The following is a 16,746-nucleotide window of genomic DNA, read 5'->3' on the forward strand; positions in this document are numbered from 1 at the left end:
CCCGCTGCCGAACTCTAAGTGGCGCCATACCGATCAGTAGGAGCTTTGAGTTATTGCGTTGTTATCAAAGGACAATGTGTCGGGGACGGTGTCCCTTAGTGGCTGTTACGCGGAGTAATCTCTGACCTTGGTTCAGTCGTGGCGGGGCTGTGTGTCATGTCCACCAGGCATACGGAAGCGCGTCGCGGCTTGCTCAAGGGCTGCGGTACCCTAGCGCCATGCGTGCCGTACGCCTTCTGCTTAGCGGGCCGCGCTGATCAGTACCGACCCACCGGTCGAACCGTGTGGTCGGCATCGGCGCGGCGTCCCCTCCTGTGCGAGGGGATTTTTCGTTTCTTGAGTGTCACAGCCGCAGGCAGCCGCAGGCAGAGACGATCGATGGAGCTTTGAGGATCATGAGCGAGACGAACCCCGCTGCCGCCGCCGAGGTGGCCGCGCCGCACCGCTACACGGCCGCCATGGCAGCCGAGATCGAGGCACGCTGGCAGGACTTCTGGGACGTCGACGGCACCTACGCGGCGCCGAACCCCAAGGGCGACCTGGCCGGTGACCCCGAGCTGGCCGCCAAGCCCAAGAAGTTCATCATGGACATGTTCCCGTACCCCTCGGGTGCGGGCCTGCACGTGGGTCACCCTCTGGGCTACATCGCCACCGACGTCTACGCCCGGTTCCAGCGGATGACCGGCCACAACGTCCTGCACACCCTGGGCTTCGACGCCTTCGGCCTGCCCGCCGAGCAGTACGCCGTGCAGACCGGCACGCACCCGCGCGTGTCCACCGAGGCGAACATCGAGAACATGAAGGCCCAGCTGCGCCGGCTGGGCCTGGGCCACGACAGGCGCCGGTCGTTCGCCACGATCGACCCGGAGTACTACAAGTGGACCCAGTGGATCTTCCTGCAGATCTTCAACTCCTGGTACGACGACGAGGCCGGGGCGGCGCGCCCGATCTCCGAGCTGGTCGCCCGGTTCGAGTCCGGTGAGCGCGCGGTGCCCGGTGGGCGCCCCTGGCATGAGCTGAGCGCCGTCGAGCGCGCCGAGGTCCTGGGCGAGTACCGCCTGGCCTACGCCTCCGACGCGCCGGTCAACTGGTGCCCCGGCCTGGGCACCGTGCTGGCCAACGAGGAGGTCACCGCCGACGGCCGCTCCGAGCGCGGCAACTACCCGGTCTTCAAGGCAAAGCTGCGCCAGTGGAACATGCGCATCACCGCCTACGCCGACCGGCTGCTGGACGATCTGGAGGCGCTGGACTGGCCCGAGGCCATCAAGCTGCAGCAGCGCAACTGGATCGGCCGCTCCGAGGGCGCCCGCGTCGACTTCCCGATCGACGGCGAGCGCATCACGGTCTTCACCACCCGCCCCGACACCCTGTTCGGCGCGACCTACATGGTGCTGGCCCCCGAGCACCCGCTGGTCGAGAAGTTCACCCCGCAGGCCTGGCCCGAGGGCACGCACCAGGTGTGGACCGGCGGCCACGCCACGCCCGCCGAGGCCGTCGCCGCCTACCGCGCGCAGGCCGCCTCCAAGTCGGAGGTCGAGCGGCAGGCCGAGGCCAAGGACAAGACCGGCGTCTTCATCGGCGCGTACGCCACCAACCCGGTCAACGGCGAACAGGTCCCCGTCTTCATCGCCGACTACGTCCTGATGGGCTACGGCACCGGCGCGATCATGGCCGTCCCGGCGGGCGACCAGCGCGACTTCGAGTTCGCGCGCGCTTTCGAGCTGCCGATCCACTGCGTCGTCGAGCCGACCGACGGCCGCGGCACGGACACCTCCACCTGGGAGGACGCCTTCGGATCGCACGACGCGAAGATCATCGCCTCCGCCAACGACGAGGTCTCCCTGGACGGCCTGGGCGTCACCGAGGCCAAGGCCCGCATCACCGAGTGGCTGGAGCGCCGGGGCATCGGCGAGGGCACCGTCAACTTCCGCCTGCGCGACTGGCTGTTCAGCCGCCAGCGCTACTGGGGCGAGCCCTTCCCGATCGTCTACGACGAGGACGGCGTCGCCCACGCGCTGCCCGAGTCGATGCTGCCGCTGGAGCTGCCCGAGGTCGAGGACTACAGCCCGCGCACTTTCGACCCGGACGACGCCGACACCCAGCCCGAGACCCCGCTGTCGCGCAACGAGGAGTGGGTCAACGTCACCCTGGACCTGGGCGACGGGCCGAAGAAGTACCGCCGCGAGACCAACACCATGCCCAACTGGGCCGGTTCCTGCTGGTACGAGTTCCGCTATCTGGACCCGCACAACGACCGGCAGCTGGTCGACCCGGAGATCGAGCGGTACTGGATGGGCCCGCGCGAGGGCCTGCCGCACGGCGGTGTCGACCTGTACGTCGGCGGCGCCGAGCACGCCGTGCTGCACCTGCTGTACGCGCGCTTCTGGTCCAAGGTCCTGTTCGACCTGGGGCACGTCTCCTCCGCGGAGCCGTTCCACAAGCTGTTCAACCAGGGCATGATCCAGGCCTACGTCTACCGCGACAGCCGCGGCATCGCGGTCCCGGCCGCCGAGGTCGAGGAGCGGGACGGCGCGTACTACTACCAGGGCGAGAAGGTCACCCGCCTGCTGGGCAAGATGGGCAAGTCCCTGAAGAACGCGGTGACTCCGGACGAGATCGCCGCCGAGTACGGCGCCGACACGCTGCGCCTGTACGAGATGGCGATGGGCCCGCTGGACGTGTCGCGGCCGTGGGACACGCGCGCGGTGGTCGGTCAGTTCCGGCTGCTGCAGCGGCTGTGGCGCAACATCGTCGACGAGAACACCGGCGAGGTCACCGTCACCGACGCCGAGCCCGGCGAGGAGACGCTGCGCGCCCTGCACAAGGCGATCGACGGTGTGCGCCAGGACCTGGAGGGCCTGCGCTTCAACACCGCCATCGCCAAGGTGACGGAGCTGAACAACCACCTGACCAAGGTCGGTGGCGAGGTGTCCCGCTCGGTCGCCGAGCCGCTGGTGCTGCTGGTCGCCCCGCTGGCCCCGCACGTCGCCGAGGAGCTGTGGCGCAAGCTGGGCCACACCGACTCGGTCGTCCACCGGGACTTCCCGGTCGCCGACCCGCGGTACGTGGTGGACGAGAGCGTCACCTGTGTCGTGCAGGTCAAGGGCAAGGTGAAGGCCCGTCTGGAGGTGTCGCCCGCCATCTCCGACGAGGAGCTGGAGAAGGCGGCGCTGGCGGACGAGAAGGTCGTCGCCGCGCTGGACGGCGCGGCCATCCGCAAGGTGATCGTGCGGGCGCCGAAGCTGGTGAACATCGTTCCGGCGTGACCGCGGAGCCGCGTGAATGCGGCGGGGGCCGGGGTGTCGGACGCCTCGGGGTAGTCCCCTACGGGCAGGTTCGGGGTTTATCCGGAACCCCGGGCCTGCCCGCTGCGTTTACCGTGGAGAGCACAGCGGCGAACGCCGCACCGGGCTGAGGAGGAGCGGCATGGAAACAGTGATCACCGTGTTCGCGCTGCTGTTCCTGGTCTTCATCGGCCTCGGCGCGTACGTGACGGTCAAGGCGGTCGGCGCCGCCAAGCGCGGTGTGGACCGCACGATCGCGCAGGCCCGCCGCACGGTCGAGGACCACACCCTGCGCGCCAAATCCATCGCCCAGGTCGGCCCGGCCGGTGAGATCGCCCAGCTGCGGCTCGCGCTGCGCAGCTCGATGCGAGCCACTCAGGACGCGCTGCACGCGGGCGTGGCCGAGGACGAGTCGCTCCGGGAGTCCCTCGGTCTCTTCCAGCGGCTCAGCGCGCACGGGCAGGAGCTGGACGCCGACCTCAAGCGCCTGGAGTCCGAGCCGGACCGGACGACGCTCGCCGCGCACCTTCCCGAGCTGCGCCGTCGCACGGAGCGGATCACCCGCGCCGCGGACTCGCTCCGCTGGGCGGCCCGCGACCGGGCCCACCGTTTCGCCGAGGACGACCTGGACGCGCTCGGCGCGCAGATCGACATCGAGACGGGCGCCCTGCGGCACTGGACGCGCCCCGAGCCCCAGCAGGCGCCGCCGTGGCCGGACGCCCCCGCCGCGGCCGACGGCACCGCCGGCCGGCAGTCCGGGCCCGACCCGCGAGCACCCCGCGCCGACGAGGCGCCGGCCCCGGCCGCGCTCACCCCACCCTCGCCGCGCGCGGCCTACCCCTGGCAGAAGAAACCGCGCCCCGAGAGCACCACTTGACCGGACCGCACCGGGACCGGCGGACAGGGGCCGGTCTGCCGTACCGGCACCACGGCAGGTAATCTCCAGCTCATGTCCCGCCATGTCGCGATCGTCACCGATTCAACGGCCTACCTGCCGCCACGGACGATGGAGCGCCACGGCATCACCGCGGTGCCCCTGACCGTGGTCCTCGGCGACCGGGCGCTGGAAGAGGGCACCGAGATCTCGACCCGCTCCCTCGCCCAGGCACTGCAGAAACGGCGCCCGGTCACCACTTCCCGGCCCAGCCCGCAGATGTTCGCGGAGACCTACCGCAGGGTCGCCGAATCCGGCGCGAGCGCCATCGTCTCCCTGCACCTGTCCGCCGAGTTGTCCGGCACCTACGACGCGGCCGTCCTCGCGGCGCGCGAGGTACCGGTTCCAGTGCGGGTGGTGGACACCGGGATGATCGCGATGGCCCTTGGCTTCTGCGCCCTGGCCGCTGCCGAGACGGCGGAGGCGGGCGGCACGGTGGACGAGGCGGTCACCGCCGCCGAGAAGCGGGCGGCCGGCACCTCCGCCTACTTCTACGTCGACACGCTCGACTACCTGCGCCGCGGCGGGCGCATCGGCGCCGCACAGGCCCTGCTCGGTTCCGCGCTGGCCGTCAAGCCGCTGCTCCAGCTGGAGGGCGGCCGCATCGAGCCCCTGGAGAAGGTCCGCACGGCGTCCCGGGCGATCGCCCGCCTCGAGGAGATCGTCGCCGACCGGGCGGGCGGCGCCGAGGTGGACATCGCCGTCCACCATCTCGCCGCTCCCGACCGGGCCTCCGCCCTCGCCGACCGGCTGCGGGACCGTGTGCCCGGGCTGGCCGACCTGCACGTCAGCGAGGTCGGCGCGGTGATCGGGGCGCACACCGGGCCCGGGCTGCTGGGCGCGGTCGTCTCGCCGCGCTGAGCCGCCGCTCGGCGGTGTGCTCGTGCGGAGTGTGATCACTCGTGCGGGTGGTGGTGTTTTCCACAACGGGGCGGCGGTCCACGGGAATTGACCAAGATCATCGCAGATCGGTGAGGTGCCCGATCCTCGTCGCATGGCACTTCGATCACGTTCGCGCACCGCCACCCCGACCAGTGGACCGGGCCGTGCCCCCTCCTCCGACGGCCGCATCCACCGCCGCCCCGCCGACCGCCCCCGCGCCCGTCACCGCACGCCCGCACCCGCCGGGGAACTGCGCCGCCGCGCGGAACTCCTCTTCGGTGAACGCGCCGTGCACTGGCCGGAGTCGGGCAACTCCCCGCCGGACGGCCGCCATCCCGCGAACACGGCGAGCGTGACTGGGCCGGCCCCCGGACTGCGGTCGCCGAGCACGGCACCCCCTGCTCCTGGCGGGACGCGCGGGGCTGCTCAACAGGCCGAGCCGGCCGTCGCGGCCCACGGAGCGGATCCGGTCGGCGCCCACGACACACAACCGGCGGATGTCACGGGCCGCTTCGAGCCGGCGGGACGGCTCGTACCCGGTCTGCGGGAGCGGACCGGGCTCGCTCTGCGGGAGCGGTTGCCGGTCTGGCTGCAGACGCGGTGCGGGGTGGAGCGGCGGGGCGTGATCGCGCTGGCCGTGGTGCTCGTGGCGGCCGCCGTGTTCGCCGTCCAGCACTTCTGGGCGGGACGCACCGAGACGGTGAGCGCTCCTCAGGTGGTGCGTGCCGAGGCGTCGTACGCGGGCAAGGACGAGGTCGTGAAGTCCGGCCGCTCCACGGACGCCTCCGCCGCGAACGCCTCCTCCACGGGCGCCTCGACGGCGCCCGCCCCGGAGATCGTCGTGGACGTCGGCGGCAAGGTCCGCAGGCCCGGAATCCGGCGGCTTCCGGCCGGTTCCCGGGTGGCCGACGCGCTGCGCGCGGCGGGCGGGGTCCGGCCGGGGGTGAGCACCGAGGGACTCAACCGGGCCCGCTTCCTGGTGGACGGCGAACAGGTGCTGGTCGGCGCGCCCGCGGGCACGGCGGCCGCCCCGCCCGGCCCCGGCGCGGGCGGAGCGGCGCCGGGCGCGGGACCCGCGGCCCCGGTCTCCCTCAGCACGGCGACCGTGGACCAGCTCGACACCCTCCCCGGGGTCGGTCCGGTGCTGGCCCAGCACATCGTCGACTACCGCACCCGACACGGCGGTTTCCGCTCGGTGGACGAGCTGCGCCAGGTCAACGGCATCGGCGACCGCCGTTTCGCCGACCTGCGCGCGATGGTGCGGCCATGAGCGGGGGAGGGGCCGGAACGGGACGACCGCCGCCCGCAGGGGAAGCTCCCGGGGATCAGCGCGAGAGCGGCCAACCGGGCGAGTCCGAGGCCCCGGCCGACCTGCGTCTGGTGCCGCCCGCCCTCGCGGCCTGGGGGACGGCTGCCGTGGTGCTCGGCGCCTCGCCGGCCTGGAGTGCCGGCCTCGCGGTCGGCTGCGGCATCGCGGGGGCCGCTCTGCTGTCGGCGCGGCGCTGGGCCGGTCCCGGCCGGTTCGCCCGGTCCCGCGCCCCGGTCGCCGCCATGCTCCTGTGCGTGGCCGCGGCGGCCGCCTCCGCCGGGCTGCACGGAGCGGACGTACGGCGGGGCCCGGTGCCGGAGTCGGCGCGGCGGTTCGCCACCGTGACCGCCGAGATCGAGCTGAGCGGCGACCCCTGGCTCAGCAGACCACGGGTGCGGGGCGACCACGCGGCACCGGTGGCGGTGCTGGCCCGGGCGGAGGTGCGACGCGTCGAGCAGGCCGACGGCAGGACCGTGCGGACGAGGAGCCCCGTTCTGATGGTCGTGGACCGGGACGTCCCGGCGCCGAGGGCGCCTCCTGCCGGTGCCGTGCCCGCCGCGCGGGGCCCGCGCGAGGCGCGCCCGGCCTGGCTCGGACTGCTGCCGTCCACCCGGCTGCGAGTGACCGCCCGGCTGGCGCCCGCCCTGACCGGAGGGGACCGCACCGCGGCCGTGCTGCGCGTACGCGGCGATCCGGAGCCGGAGATCGTGGCGGGGCCGAACGGTCCGCAGCGGCTGGCGGGCCGGCTCAGGGCCGGGCTGCGGGAGGCGACCGAGGGACTGCCCGCGGACGCCCGGGCGCTGCTGCCCGGGCTGGTCGTCGGCGACACCTCACGGATCACGCCGGAACTCGACGAGGCCTTCAAGGAGACGGACCTCGCGCACACGCTCGCCGTCTCCGGCAGCAACCTCACGATCCTGCTCGCCCTGCTCCTCGGGCCACCCGGCCTGGCCCAGCGCGCCGAGCGCCGCGGCCTGGCCCCGCGCCTGGGACTTCCGCTGCGGGCGACCGCGCTGCTGGCGGCGGCGCTCACGCTCGGCTTCGTGATCGTGTGCCGGCCCGACCCCAGCGTGCTGCGGGCCGCAGCCTGCGGCTCGGTCGCCCTCCTCGCCCTGGCGACCGGACGCCGCAGATCCATGATCCCCGCCCTGGCCACGGCCGTGCTGCTGCTGGTGCTGTACGACCCGTGGCTGGCACGTAGTTACGGGTTCCTGCTCTCCGTGCTGGCCACCGGTGCGCTGCTGGGGCCGGCGCCCGGCTGGAGCGAGGCGCTGCGGCGGCGCCGGGTGCCGGCCCGGCTCGCCGAGGCGCTGGCCGCGGCCGCCGCCGCACAGGCCCTGTGCGCGCCGGTCGTGGCGGTGCTGTCGGCCCGGGTGAGCCTGGTGGCGGTGCCCTGCAATCTGCTCGCCGAGGTGGCGGTCGCCCCGGCCACGGTGCTGGGGTTCGCGGCGCTGGCCGTCGCACCGGTGGCGATGCCCGCGGCCAAGGCGCTTGCGTGGTGCGCTGGCTGGCCCGCCGGATGGATCGCGAAGATCGCCCGGACCGGCGCGGCGCTGCCCGGCGCGGGAGTGGACTGGCCGGCGAGCTGGTCCGGGGCGTTGCTGCTCGCGGCGGTCACCGTGGCCGTCGTGTCGGCCGGGCGGCGGCTCCTGCGGCACCCCTGGTGGTGTGCCGCGCTGGCCGTGCTGCTCCTGCTGGCGGTGGTCCGGCCGGCACCGCTGACCCGGGTGATCACGGGCTGGCCGCCCCCGGGCTGGCGGTACGCGATGTGCGACGTCGGGCAGGGCGACGCCACCGTGCTGGCGGCCGGTGACGGCACCGGGGTGGTGGTGGACGCCGGACCGGATCCGGAGCTGGTGGACCACTGCCTGCGTGCACTCGGCGTCACGCGGGTCCCGCTGCTCGTCCTGACCCATTTCCACGCCGACCACGTCACGGGCCTGCCCGGTGTACTGCGGGGCCGCTCGGTGGCCGCGATCGAGACCACGGACTACGAGGAACCGGCCGACCAGGCCGAGTTCGTCAGAAGGGAGGCGGCGCTCCGGCACATCCCGCTCACCACGGCAGTGGCGGGCGAGGAGCGGCGCAGCGGGGCGCTGAGCTGGCGGGTGCTGTGGCCACCCGCGGCCCCCGCCCCGGGCCGGGCACCGGCACTGGAGCCCGACGGCCCGAACGATGCCAGTGTCGTCCTGCTCGTGCGGTCCGGCGGGCTGCGGCTGCTGCTGCTCGGCGACCTGGAACCCCCGGCCCAGCAGGCCCTGTTGCGGTCCCCGGCCGCGGCCGGACTCGCGAGAGTGGACGTGCTGAAGGTGGCCCATCACGGATCGGCGTACCAGGACCCGGACCTGATACGGCTGGCCGCCCCTCGGGTGGCGCTCATCTCCACCGGCGCCGACAACCCCTACGGCCACCCGGCACCGGTGACCGTGGCCGCGCTACGGGCCGGCGGGGCGATGGTGCTGCGCACCGACCGGGACGGGGCGCTCGCGGTCGGCGGCGACGGCGGCGACGGCGGCGACGGCGGCAACGGTGGGACAGCGGGGGAGGTGCGGGTGACGAGAGACTGAGCGGCGGGTCTTCGCCCAGACTGGGCGCATGAACTCAGCCCAGGCAGACGCCTATCTCCGCCGCATCGGGGCCGCGCGGCCGCAGCACCCCACCGCCGAGGCGCTGAACGAGCTGCACCTGCGCCATCTGCGGACCGTCCCCTTCGAGAACCTCTCCATCCACCTGGGCGAGGAGATCGTCCTGGAGGAGGAGCGTCTGCTGGACAAGGTGGTCGGACGGCGGCGGGGCGGCTTCTGCTACGAACTGAACGGCGCCTTCGGGGCGTTGCTCGCCGCCCTCGGCTACGAGGTCGCGTTGCTGGCGGGACGTGTGTACGGGAACGAGGGGCACCTCGGCATCCCGTACGACCATCTCGCGCTACGGGTGCGCACGGCGGACGGCACCGACTGGCTCGCCGATGTCGGGTTCGGGGCGCACAGCCACCTTCCGCTGGCGCTCGCCGAACGCGGTGAGCAGACGGACCCCGGCGGGACGTTCCGGGTGACGGAGGCCGGTCCGGACCCGGCCGGAGTGACCGGTGCGGCTCCTGACCCGGCCGACGTGACCGGTGCCGGGGTGGGTTCGGCGGCCGGGGGCGCGGACCTGGACGTGCTGCGGGACGGCGGACCGCAGTACCGGCTGGAGACGCGGCCGCGGGCGCTCGGGGACTTCACGGGCGGGGCCTGGTGGCACAGCACCTCGCCGCGTTCGAATTTCACCCGGTCCCTGGTGTGCTCACGGGTGACCGAGGACGGCGGGCGGATCACCCTCAGCGGACGCGTGCTGACCACCACGTCACCCGACGGGAGCAAGGAGACACGGGAGCCGGCGACGGACGAGGAGGTGCTGGCGTTGTACCGGGAGGGGTTCGGGATCGAGTTGGCCGCCGTGCCGACGGTGCGGCAAGGGAACCAGGCGGGCTGAACCGGCCCGTGCCCGGTGGCGGAGAATGTGTCCGTGAGCGATGTGAGACATGTGCTGGTGCTGCCCGACCGCGACACCGCCGAGGAGGTGGCCGAGGCGCTCGCGGAGCACTTCGGCATCGACGAGGATCCTCGGCCGGTCCGGGACGCCCTGGCCGGTGAGGACGACGCCGAGGACGCCCAGTGGCTGCTGGCGCTGCGCGACGAGGCCGGCCGGCTCGACCCCGCCGAGCTGGACGCGTTCGCGGGCCGGTGGGACGGCTGGCGCGAGGAGCCGTGACTCCTGGCTCCACTCGGGGGCGGGTCGGGGTTCGGATCGGGGAGAGGCCGGGGTCCGGTCCGGGTGCGCGGGCCGGTCCGCTGTCAGTGCCGCGTGGGATGCTGTAGGCGATGGCCAGAAAGACTGCGAATGACGACCCTCTCGCCCCGGTGACCCTCGCCGTGGGCCAGGAGGACCTGCTGCTCGACCGTGCCGTGCAGGAGGTGGTGGCCGCCGCCCGGGCCGCCGACGCCGACACCGACGTACGGGACCTGACGCCGGACCAGTTGCAGCCCGGGACGCTCGCCGAGCTGACGAGTCCCTCGCTCTTCGCCGAGCGCAAGGTCGTGGTCGTACGCAACGCGCAGGATCTCTCGGCCGACACGGTCAAGGACGTCAAGGCGTACCTCGGGTCGCCCGCCGAGGAGATCACCCTCGTGCTGCTGCACGCGGGCGGCGCGAAGGGCAAGGGCCTGCTGGACGCCGCGCGCAAGGTGGGCGCGCGTGAGGTGGCCTGCCCGAAGATGACCAAGCCGGCGGACCGGCTGGCCTTCGTGCGGGGGGAGTTCCGCTCGTTCGGCCGGTCGGCGACGCCGGAGGCCTGCCAGGCGCTCTGCGACGCCATCGGCAGCGAGCTGCGGGAGCTGGCCTCAGCGGTGTCGCAGCTCGTCGCCGACGTCGAGGGGACGATCGACGAGGCGGTCGTCGGCCGGTACTACACCGGGCGGGCCGAGGCCTCCAGCTTCACGGTCGCCGACCGGGCCGTGGAGGGACGGACGGCGGAGGCGCTGGAAGCGCTCCGGTGGTCACTGGCCACCGGCGTCGCCCCGGTGCTCATCACCAGCGCGCTCGCCCAGGGAGTGCGCGCGATCGGCAAGCTCTCCTCGGCGCGTGGCGGCCGGCCGGCGGACCTCGCGCGGGAGCTGGGCATGCCGCCGTGGAAGATCGACCGCGTGCGTCAGCAGATGCGGGGCTGGACACCGGACGGAGTGGCCGTGGCGCTGCGTGCGGTCGCCGAGGCCGACGCGGGCGTGAAGGGCGGCGGCGACGACCCCGAGTACGCGCTGGAGAAGGTGGTCGTGATCATCGCCCGGGCCGCGCGTTCCAGAGGCCGGGGCTGACAGCAGGCGCCTCGCGTGCCAGGGGCAGGGGCAGGGGCTGACAAGGGGGCCTACCGTTCCAGGGGCCGGTACCCAAGGCAGGTGGCCTCTGTTCCAGGGCCGCCGGGACCGTAGGTCGGGTGCCCTCCGTCCCAGGGCCGGGACCGAAGGCAGATACCCCCATTCCAAGGGCCGGGACCGAAGGCAGATGTCCCCCATTCCAGGGGCCCGGGGCCGGGGGTCGGCAGCGGCGCCCCTCCGTTCCAGAGGCCGGTACCGATGACAGCCGCCCCCCGGGTCCGGAGGGTCGGCCTGATCCAGTCGCACCGTGGCGGCCGGCGAGGAGAATCGGACGTATCAGCCGTACATCGCCGACGCGCTGAAAGGTGGCGATCGCCATGGCTGAGCACCCGCACGCGACCCTCGTCCGCGAGGCCTACGACGCCTTCCTCCGCGTCGACCTGGACGCCCTGCGCGGGCTGATGACGGCGGACGTCACCCACCACGTGCCCGGCAGCCACGCGCTCTCGGGCGACTTCAAGGGCCAGGCCGCGGTGATCGGCATGTACCGCAGGCTCTTCCAGGAGACCGGCGGCAGTTTCCGCGCCGAGCTGCGCCATGTGTTCGTCGACGGGCGGGGCCATGCCGTGGCCCTGCACCACATCACCGCCGAGCGTGAGGGCAGACGCCACCGCGTGGACGGATGCCTTGTCCTCCGCATCGTCGGCGACAGGATCACCGACATCGACGAGTGCGTCGACGACGTCGACAAGGAGAACGAGTTCTGGGGCTGAGGCCGGGCATGCCGAAGGCCCCGCCGTCCGCCCTGGGGAAGGGAGAGCGCCGGGGCCCGCGGATCAAGACTGAGGATTCGCACCCGCGTGGCGAACGCAGGCCGCGTGCGAATCCGGGGGTGCCGGACGGGAGCGGATGAGAGAGGGCCCGCTCTGGGTCCTTCCGGCGGTCAGATCAGAAAGAGGTTCAGCCCTGGAGGGACGAGACCTTGGAAGCAAGCGCCGACTTCTTGTTGGCGGCCTGGTTCTTGTGGATGACGCCCTTCGAAACGGCCTTGTCGAGCGCACGCGCGGCAGCGCGCTGCAACTCGGTGGCCTTCTCGGTGTCACCCGCGGCAGCGGCCTCACGGGCCTTGCGGATCGCGGTCTTCAGGGAGGACTTGACGGCCTTGTTGCGCAGCCGAGCCTTCTCGTTGGTCTTGATCCGCTTGATCTGGGACTTGATGTTCGCCACGAAGGAGCCTTTTCAGGTTCAGGTGCGGGGCCGCTCGGGTCCCGTACCGGTTATCCAAAATTTCCTGGTCGTGCCTCGCGCTGAGAGGGCATGAGGCACAGCCATCTACAGTACCAGGGGCCCTGCGAGCGGCCCAAAACGGTCCTCGGTCCCTCCGCGTGGGACCATGGAGACTACGTATCGATCCGACCCGAGGCATAAGGCGCCTCAAGAGACAGGACCCTGCGTGCCCGCGACCCCTAACCATGTGCCCGAGCCGAGCCGTACCGACCCGGCTCTGATCCGCAACTTCTGCATCATCGCGCACATCGACCACGGCAAGTCCACGCTCGCCGACCGCATGCTCCAGCTGACCGGTGTGGTCGAGCAGCGGCAGATGCGTGCTCAGTACCTCGACCGGATGGACATCGAGCGCGAGCGCGGCATCACGATCAAGTCCCAGGCGGTGCGTCTGCCCTGGGCCCCGACCGAGGGCCCCGACCAGGGCACGACCCACATCCTCAACATGATCGACACCCCGGGTCACGTCGACTTCACCTACGAGGTGTCGCGGTCGCTGGCCGCCTGCGAGGGGACCGTCCTCCTCGTCGACGCCGCCCAGGGCATCGAGGCGCAGACCCTCGCCAACCTGTACCTGGCGATGGAGAACGACCTCACGATCATCCCCGTGCTGAACAAGATCGACCTGCCGGCCGCGCAGCCGGAGAAGTTCGCCGAGGAACTGGCGAACCTGGTCGGCTGTGACCCGGACGACGTCCTCAAGGTCTCCGCCAAGACCGGCCTGGGCGTCGACGCCCTGCTGAACAAGGCCGTCAAGGAGATCCCGGCGCCGGTCGGGGTCGCCGACGCCCCCGCCCGCGCCATGATCTTCGACTCGGTCTACGACTCCTACCGCGGTGTCGTGACGTACGTCCGTGTCATCGACGGCCAGCTCAACAAGCGCGAGCGCATCCGGATGATGTCGACGGGCGCCACGCACGAGCTGCTGGAGATCGGGACCAACTCGCCCGAGATGCTCCCCGCCGACGGCCTCGGCGTGGGCGAGGTGGGTTATCTGATCACCGGTGTGAAGGACGTCCGCCAGTCCAAGGTCGGTGACACCGTCACCAGCCAGGCCAAGGGCGCCACGGAGGCGCTCGGCGGCTACAAGGACCCCAAGCCCATGGTCTTCTCGGGCCTGTATCCGCTGGACGGCTCCGACTACCCCGAGCTGCGCGAGGCCCTGGACAAGCTGCAGCTCAACGACGCCGCGCTGGTCTACGAGCCGGAGACGTCCGCAGCCCTCGGCTTCGGTTTCCGCGTCGGCTTCCTCGGCCTGCTGCACCTGGACGTGATCCGGGAGCGGCTGGAGCGCGAGTTCGGGCTCGACCTGATCGCCACCGCCCCCAACGTGGTCTACCGCGTGCTCATGGAGGACGGCACCGAGTACACGGTCACCAACCCGAGCGAGTTCCCCGAAGGCAAGATCACCGAGGTCTACGAGCCGGTCGTGCGCGCCACCGTCCTCGCGCCCACCGAGTTCATCGGCTCGATCATGGAGCTGTGCCAGACCCGGCGCGGCACCCTGCTCGGCATGGACTACCTCTCGGAGGACCGGGTCGAGATCCGCTACACGCTGCCGCTCGCCGAGATCGTCTTCGACTTCTTCGACCAGCTGAAGTCCAAGACCCGCGGCTACGCCTCGCTGGACTACGAGCCCACCGGCGAGCAGACGTCGAGCCTGGTCAAGGTCGACATCCTGCTGCACGGCGACAAGGTGGACGCCTTCTCGGCGATCACCCACAAGGACGCGGCCTACGCGTACGGCGTGCGGCTCGTCGCCAAGCTGCGCGAACTCATCCCGCGGCAGGCCTTCGAGGTGCCCATCCAGGCCGCCATCGGCTCCCGGGTCATCGCCCGTGAGACCATCCGCGCCATCCGCAAGGACGTCCTCGCCAAGTGCTACGGCGGTGACATCTCCCGTAAGCGGAAGCTGCTGGAGAAGCAGAAGGAAGGCAAGAAGCGGATGAAGATGGTGGGTTCCGTGGAGGTTCCGCAGGAAGCCTTCATCGCCGTCCTGTCCAGCGATGACAGCACGGGGTCGGCCAAGGGCAAGAAGTAATCGGGGTTACAGGCGGTCACATCCGCAAAACGGACACGGAGGGGCTCGTCGTGCGAAAGTGCGACGGGCCCCTACGCGTGCGTAGCGTCGCTCTGCGTGGAAAGTGACAAGCCGATGCCCCTTACGCAGCGGCCGGTCGCCCCTTACCCTGATCCCTGCTCGATAGTTACTCGCGAGTTAAACAACGAGTCCCAACCCCACCGTGAGTCAACCCAGCCGCACCTGAGCCAGCCGCATTGTCGCGGGCCCCGGAGGATGTCGTGAGCGACACACAGACCCTGATCGAGAACCGTCCGCCGTCCGTGGCTGCCCTCTTCCTGGAGCGCGTGGCGGCCACACCGGACGCCGAGGCCTACCGCCATCCCGTACCCCCGGCCTCCGGGGAGGGCCCCGACGACTGGAAGTCGCTCAGCTGGGGCGAGGCGGCCGAGCGGGTCTATGCCCTCGCCGCCGGCCTCATCGAACTGGGCCTCCAGCCGGAGCAGCGGGTCGCGCTCGCCGCCTCCACCCGGGTCGAGTGGATCCTCGCCGACCTCGGCATCATGTGCGCGGGCGGCGCCACCACCACGATCTACCCGCAGACCAACGCCGACGAGTCGGCGTTCATCCTCTCCGACTCCGACAGCCGGGTCCTGATCGCCGAGGACGCGGCCCAGCTCGCCAAGGCCGTGGAGAAGCGCGCCGAGCTGCCCGCGCTGACCAAGGTCGTCGTCATCGACCCGGCCGGCGTCGAGACCAGCGACTGGGTGACCACCCTCACCGAGCTGGAGCAGCGCGGCGCCGCCTATCTCGAGAAGCACCCCGAGCTGATCAAGGAGCGGGTCGGCGCGATCACCAGGGAGCAGCTCGCCACCCTGATCTACACCTCCGGCACCACCGGCCGCCCCAAGGGCGTGCGCCTGCCGCACGACAACTGGGCGTACATGGCCAAGGCGATCGCCGCGACCGGCCTGGTCAGCGGCGACGACGTGCAGTACCTGTGGCTGCCGCTGGCGCACGTCTTCGGCAAGGTGCTCACCTCCGGGCAGATCGAGGTCGGGCACGTCACCGCCGTCGACGGCCGGGTCGACAAGATCATCGAGAACCTTCCGGTGGTGCAGCCGACGTACATGGCGGCCGTGCCGCGCATCTTCGAGAAGGTCTACAACGGCGTCGTGGCCAAGGCCCGCGCGGGCGGCGCGGCCAAGTACAAGATCTTCCAGTGGGCCGCCGAGGTCGCCCGCGAGTACGCCAAGGTCTCGCAGGACAACTTCCGCCGCACCGGTTCCCACTCGGTGCCGTTCGGCCTGGCCTCCAAGCACAAGGTCGCCGACACCCTCGTCTACGGCAAGCTCCGTGAGGCCTTCGGCGGCCGGCTGCGCGCCTGCGTCTCCGGCGCCTCCGCGCTCGCCCCCGAGATCGGCTTCTTCTTCGCCGGCGCCGGCATCCACATCCTGGAGGGCTACGGCCTCACCGAGTCCTCCGCGGCCTCCTTCGTCAACCCCGGCGAGGCCTACCGCACCGGCACCGTCGGCAAGCCGCTGCCCGGCACCGAGGTCCGCATCGCCGACGACGGCGAGATCCTGCTGCGCGGCCCCGGCATCATGGACGGCTACCACCAGCAGCCCGAGAAGACCGCCGAGGTGCTGGAGTCCGACGGCTGGTTCCACACCGGCGACATCGGCGAGCTGTCCCCCGACGGTTACCTGCGCATCACCGACCGCAAGAAGGACCTCATCAAGACCTCCGGCGGCAAGTACGTCGCCCCGGCCGAGGTCGAGGGCCAGTTCAAGGCGGTGTGCCCGTACGTCTCCAACATCCTGGTGCACGGCGCCGACCGGAACTACTGCACCGCCCTCATCGCCCTCGACGAGATCGCGATCCTGCAGTGGGCCAAGGAGAACGGCCTCGACGGCAAGTCGTACGCCGAGGTGGTGGCCGCGCCGCAGACCGTCGAGATGGTCGACGGCTACGTCAAGGAGCTCAACGCGGGCCTGCAGCGCTGGCAGACCATCAAGAAGTACCGGCTGCTGCCCCGGGACCTCGATGTGGAGCACGGCGAGATCACGCCGAGCCTGAAGCTGAAGCGGCCCGTCGTGGAGCGGGAGTACAAGCACCTCATCGACGAGATGTACTCGGGGGCCCGGGAATCCTGACGCCATCGCGTGAGGACGGCGGGG

General features: G+C 71.9%; 12 protein-coding genes. 11 read left to right on the forward strand and 1 reads right to left on the reverse strand.

From position 1 onward, the window contains the following. The first annotated feature begins 395 nt into the window (after positions 1-395). From leuS to ACFVVO_RS27815, 9 genes are all read left to right on the forward strand, one after another. Positions 396-3,266 (forward strand): leucine--tRNA ligase, encoded by a 2,871-nt coding sequence (gene leuS / locus ACFVVO_RS27775; protein ID WP_390058385.1) that lies wholly within the window; start codon positions 396-398, stop codon positions 3,264-3,266. 160 nt (positions 3,267-3,426) lie between these two features. After that, positions 3,427-4,161, forward strand: a complete 735-nt coding sequence (locus ACFVVO_RS27780) for a hypothetical protein (RefSeq protein ID WP_390058387.1) — start codon at positions 3,427-3,429, stop codon at positions 4,159-4,161. A 72-nt stretch (positions 4,162-4,233) separates the two neighbouring features. After that, the gene (locus ACFVVO_RS27785) at positions 4,234-5,079 is read left to right on the forward strand and encodes a DegV family protein (protein ID WP_390058389.1); all 846 of its coding nucleotides are present in this window, start codon (positions 4,234-4,236) and stop codon (positions 5,077-5,079) included. A 133-nt stretch (positions 5,080-5,212) separates the two neighbouring features. Further along, positions 5,213-6,370: a helix-hairpin-helix domain-containing protein gene (locus ACFVVO_RS27790; protein WP_390058391.1), complete on the forward strand. Its 1,158-nt coding sequence runs from the start codon at positions 5,213-5,215 to the stop codon at positions 6,368-6,370. Next, positions 6,367-8,976 (forward strand): ComEC/Rec2 family competence protein, encoded by a 2,610-nt coding sequence (locus ACFVVO_RS27795; RefSeq protein WP_390058393.1) that lies wholly within the window; start codon positions 6,367-6,369, stop codon positions 8,974-8,976. Before ACFVVO_RS27790 ends, ACFVVO_RS27795 begins: the two co-directional genes overlap by 4 nt. Positions 8,977-9,004: 28 nt before the next feature. Then, positions 9,005-9,880: an arylamine N-acetyltransferase gene (locus ACFVVO_RS27800; protein WP_390058395.1), complete on the forward strand. Its 876-nt coding sequence runs from the start codon at positions 9,005-9,007 to the stop codon at positions 9,878-9,880. Positions 9,881-9,913: 33 nt separating this feature from the next. Then, entirely contained in the window at positions 9,914-10,159 is a 246-nt protein-coding gene (locus ACFVVO_RS27805; RefSeq protein ID WP_351659459.1) for a hypothetical protein, read from the forward strand. 110 nt (positions 10,160-10,269) lie between these two features. Further along, positions 10,270-11,259 (forward strand): DNA polymerase III subunit delta, encoded by a 990-nt coding sequence (gene holA, locus ACFVVO_RS27810; protein WP_390058397.1) that lies wholly within the window; start codon positions 10,270-10,272, stop codon positions 11,257-11,259. Positions 11,260-11,636: 377 nt separating this feature from the next. Beyond that, positions 11,637-12,032 (forward strand): nuclear transport factor 2 family protein, encoded by a 396-nt coding sequence (locus ACFVVO_RS27815; RefSeq protein WP_390058399.1) that lies wholly within the window; start codon positions 11,637-11,639, stop codon positions 12,030-12,032. Positions 12,033-12,219: 187 nt separating this feature from the next. Here ACFVVO_RS27815 and rpsT read toward each other — a convergent pair whose 3' ends face one another. After that, positions 12,220-12,486 (reverse strand): 30S ribosomal protein S20, encoded by a 267-nt coding sequence (rpsT, locus tag ACFVVO_RS27820; RefSeq protein ID WP_358927340.1) that lies wholly within the window; start codon positions 12,484-12,486, stop codon positions 12,220-12,222. Positions 12,487-12,712: 226 nt separating this feature from the next. On the opposite strand from rpsT, the gene lepA reads away from it, so the two are divergent. Together lepA and ACFVVO_RS27830 are read left to right on the forward strand one after the other, a co-directional pair. Continuing rightward, on the forward strand, positions 12,713-14,587 hold the full coding sequence (lepA, locus tag ACFVVO_RS27825; protein WP_390058402.1) for a translation elongation factor 4: 1,875 nt from the start codon (positions 12,713-12,715) through the stop codon (positions 14,585-14,587). Between the two features lie 260 nt (positions 14,588-14,847). After that, positions 14,848-16,722 (forward strand): AMP-dependent synthetase/ligase, encoded by a 1,875-nt coding sequence (locus ACFVVO_RS27830; protein ID WP_390058404.1) that lies wholly within the window; start codon positions 14,848-14,850, stop codon positions 16,720-16,722. The last annotated feature ends 24 nt before the right edge of the window (positions 16,723-16,746 follow it).

The organism is Streptomyces sp. NPDC058145 (assembly GCF_042884245.1).
Lineage (GTDB): Bacteria > Actinomycetota > Actinomycetes > Streptomycetales > Streptomycetaceae > Streptomyces.

What these genes read in the sequence shown, in the direction of transcription:
- leuS (WP_390058385.1), top strand. Translation starts at nt 396, where the DNA reads ATGAGCGAGACGAACCCCGCTGCCGCCGCCGAGGTGGCCGCGCCGCAC.
- ACFVVO_RS27780 (WP_390058387.1), top strand. Translation starts at nt 3,427, where the DNA reads ATGGAAACAGTGATCACCGTGTTCGCGCTGCTGTTCCTGGTCTTCATC.
- ACFVVO_RS27785 (WP_390058389.1), top strand. Translation starts at nt 4,234, where the DNA reads ATGTCCCGCCATGTCGCGATCGTCACCGATTCAACGGCCTACCTGCCG.
- ACFVVO_RS27790 (WP_390058391.1), top strand. Translation starts at nt 5,213, where the DNA reads ATGGCACTTCGATCACGTTCGCGCACCGCCACCCCGACCAGTGGACCG.
- ACFVVO_RS27795 (WP_390058393.1), top strand. Translation starts at nt 6,367, where the DNA reads ATGAGCGGGGGAGGGGCCGGAACGGGACGACCGCCGCCCGCAGGGGAA.
- ACFVVO_RS27800 (WP_390058395.1), top strand. Translation starts at nt 9,005, where the DNA reads ATGAACTCAGCCCAGGCAGACGCCTATCTCCGCCGCATCGGGGCCGCG.
- holA (WP_390058397.1), top strand. Translation starts at nt 10,270, where the DNA reads ATGGCCAGAAAGACTGCGAATGACGACCCTCTCGCCCCGGTGACCCTC.
- ACFVVO_RS27815 (WP_390058399.1), top strand. Translation starts at nt 11,637, where the DNA reads ATGGCTGAGCACCCGCACGCGACCCTCGTCCGCGAGGCCTACGACGCC.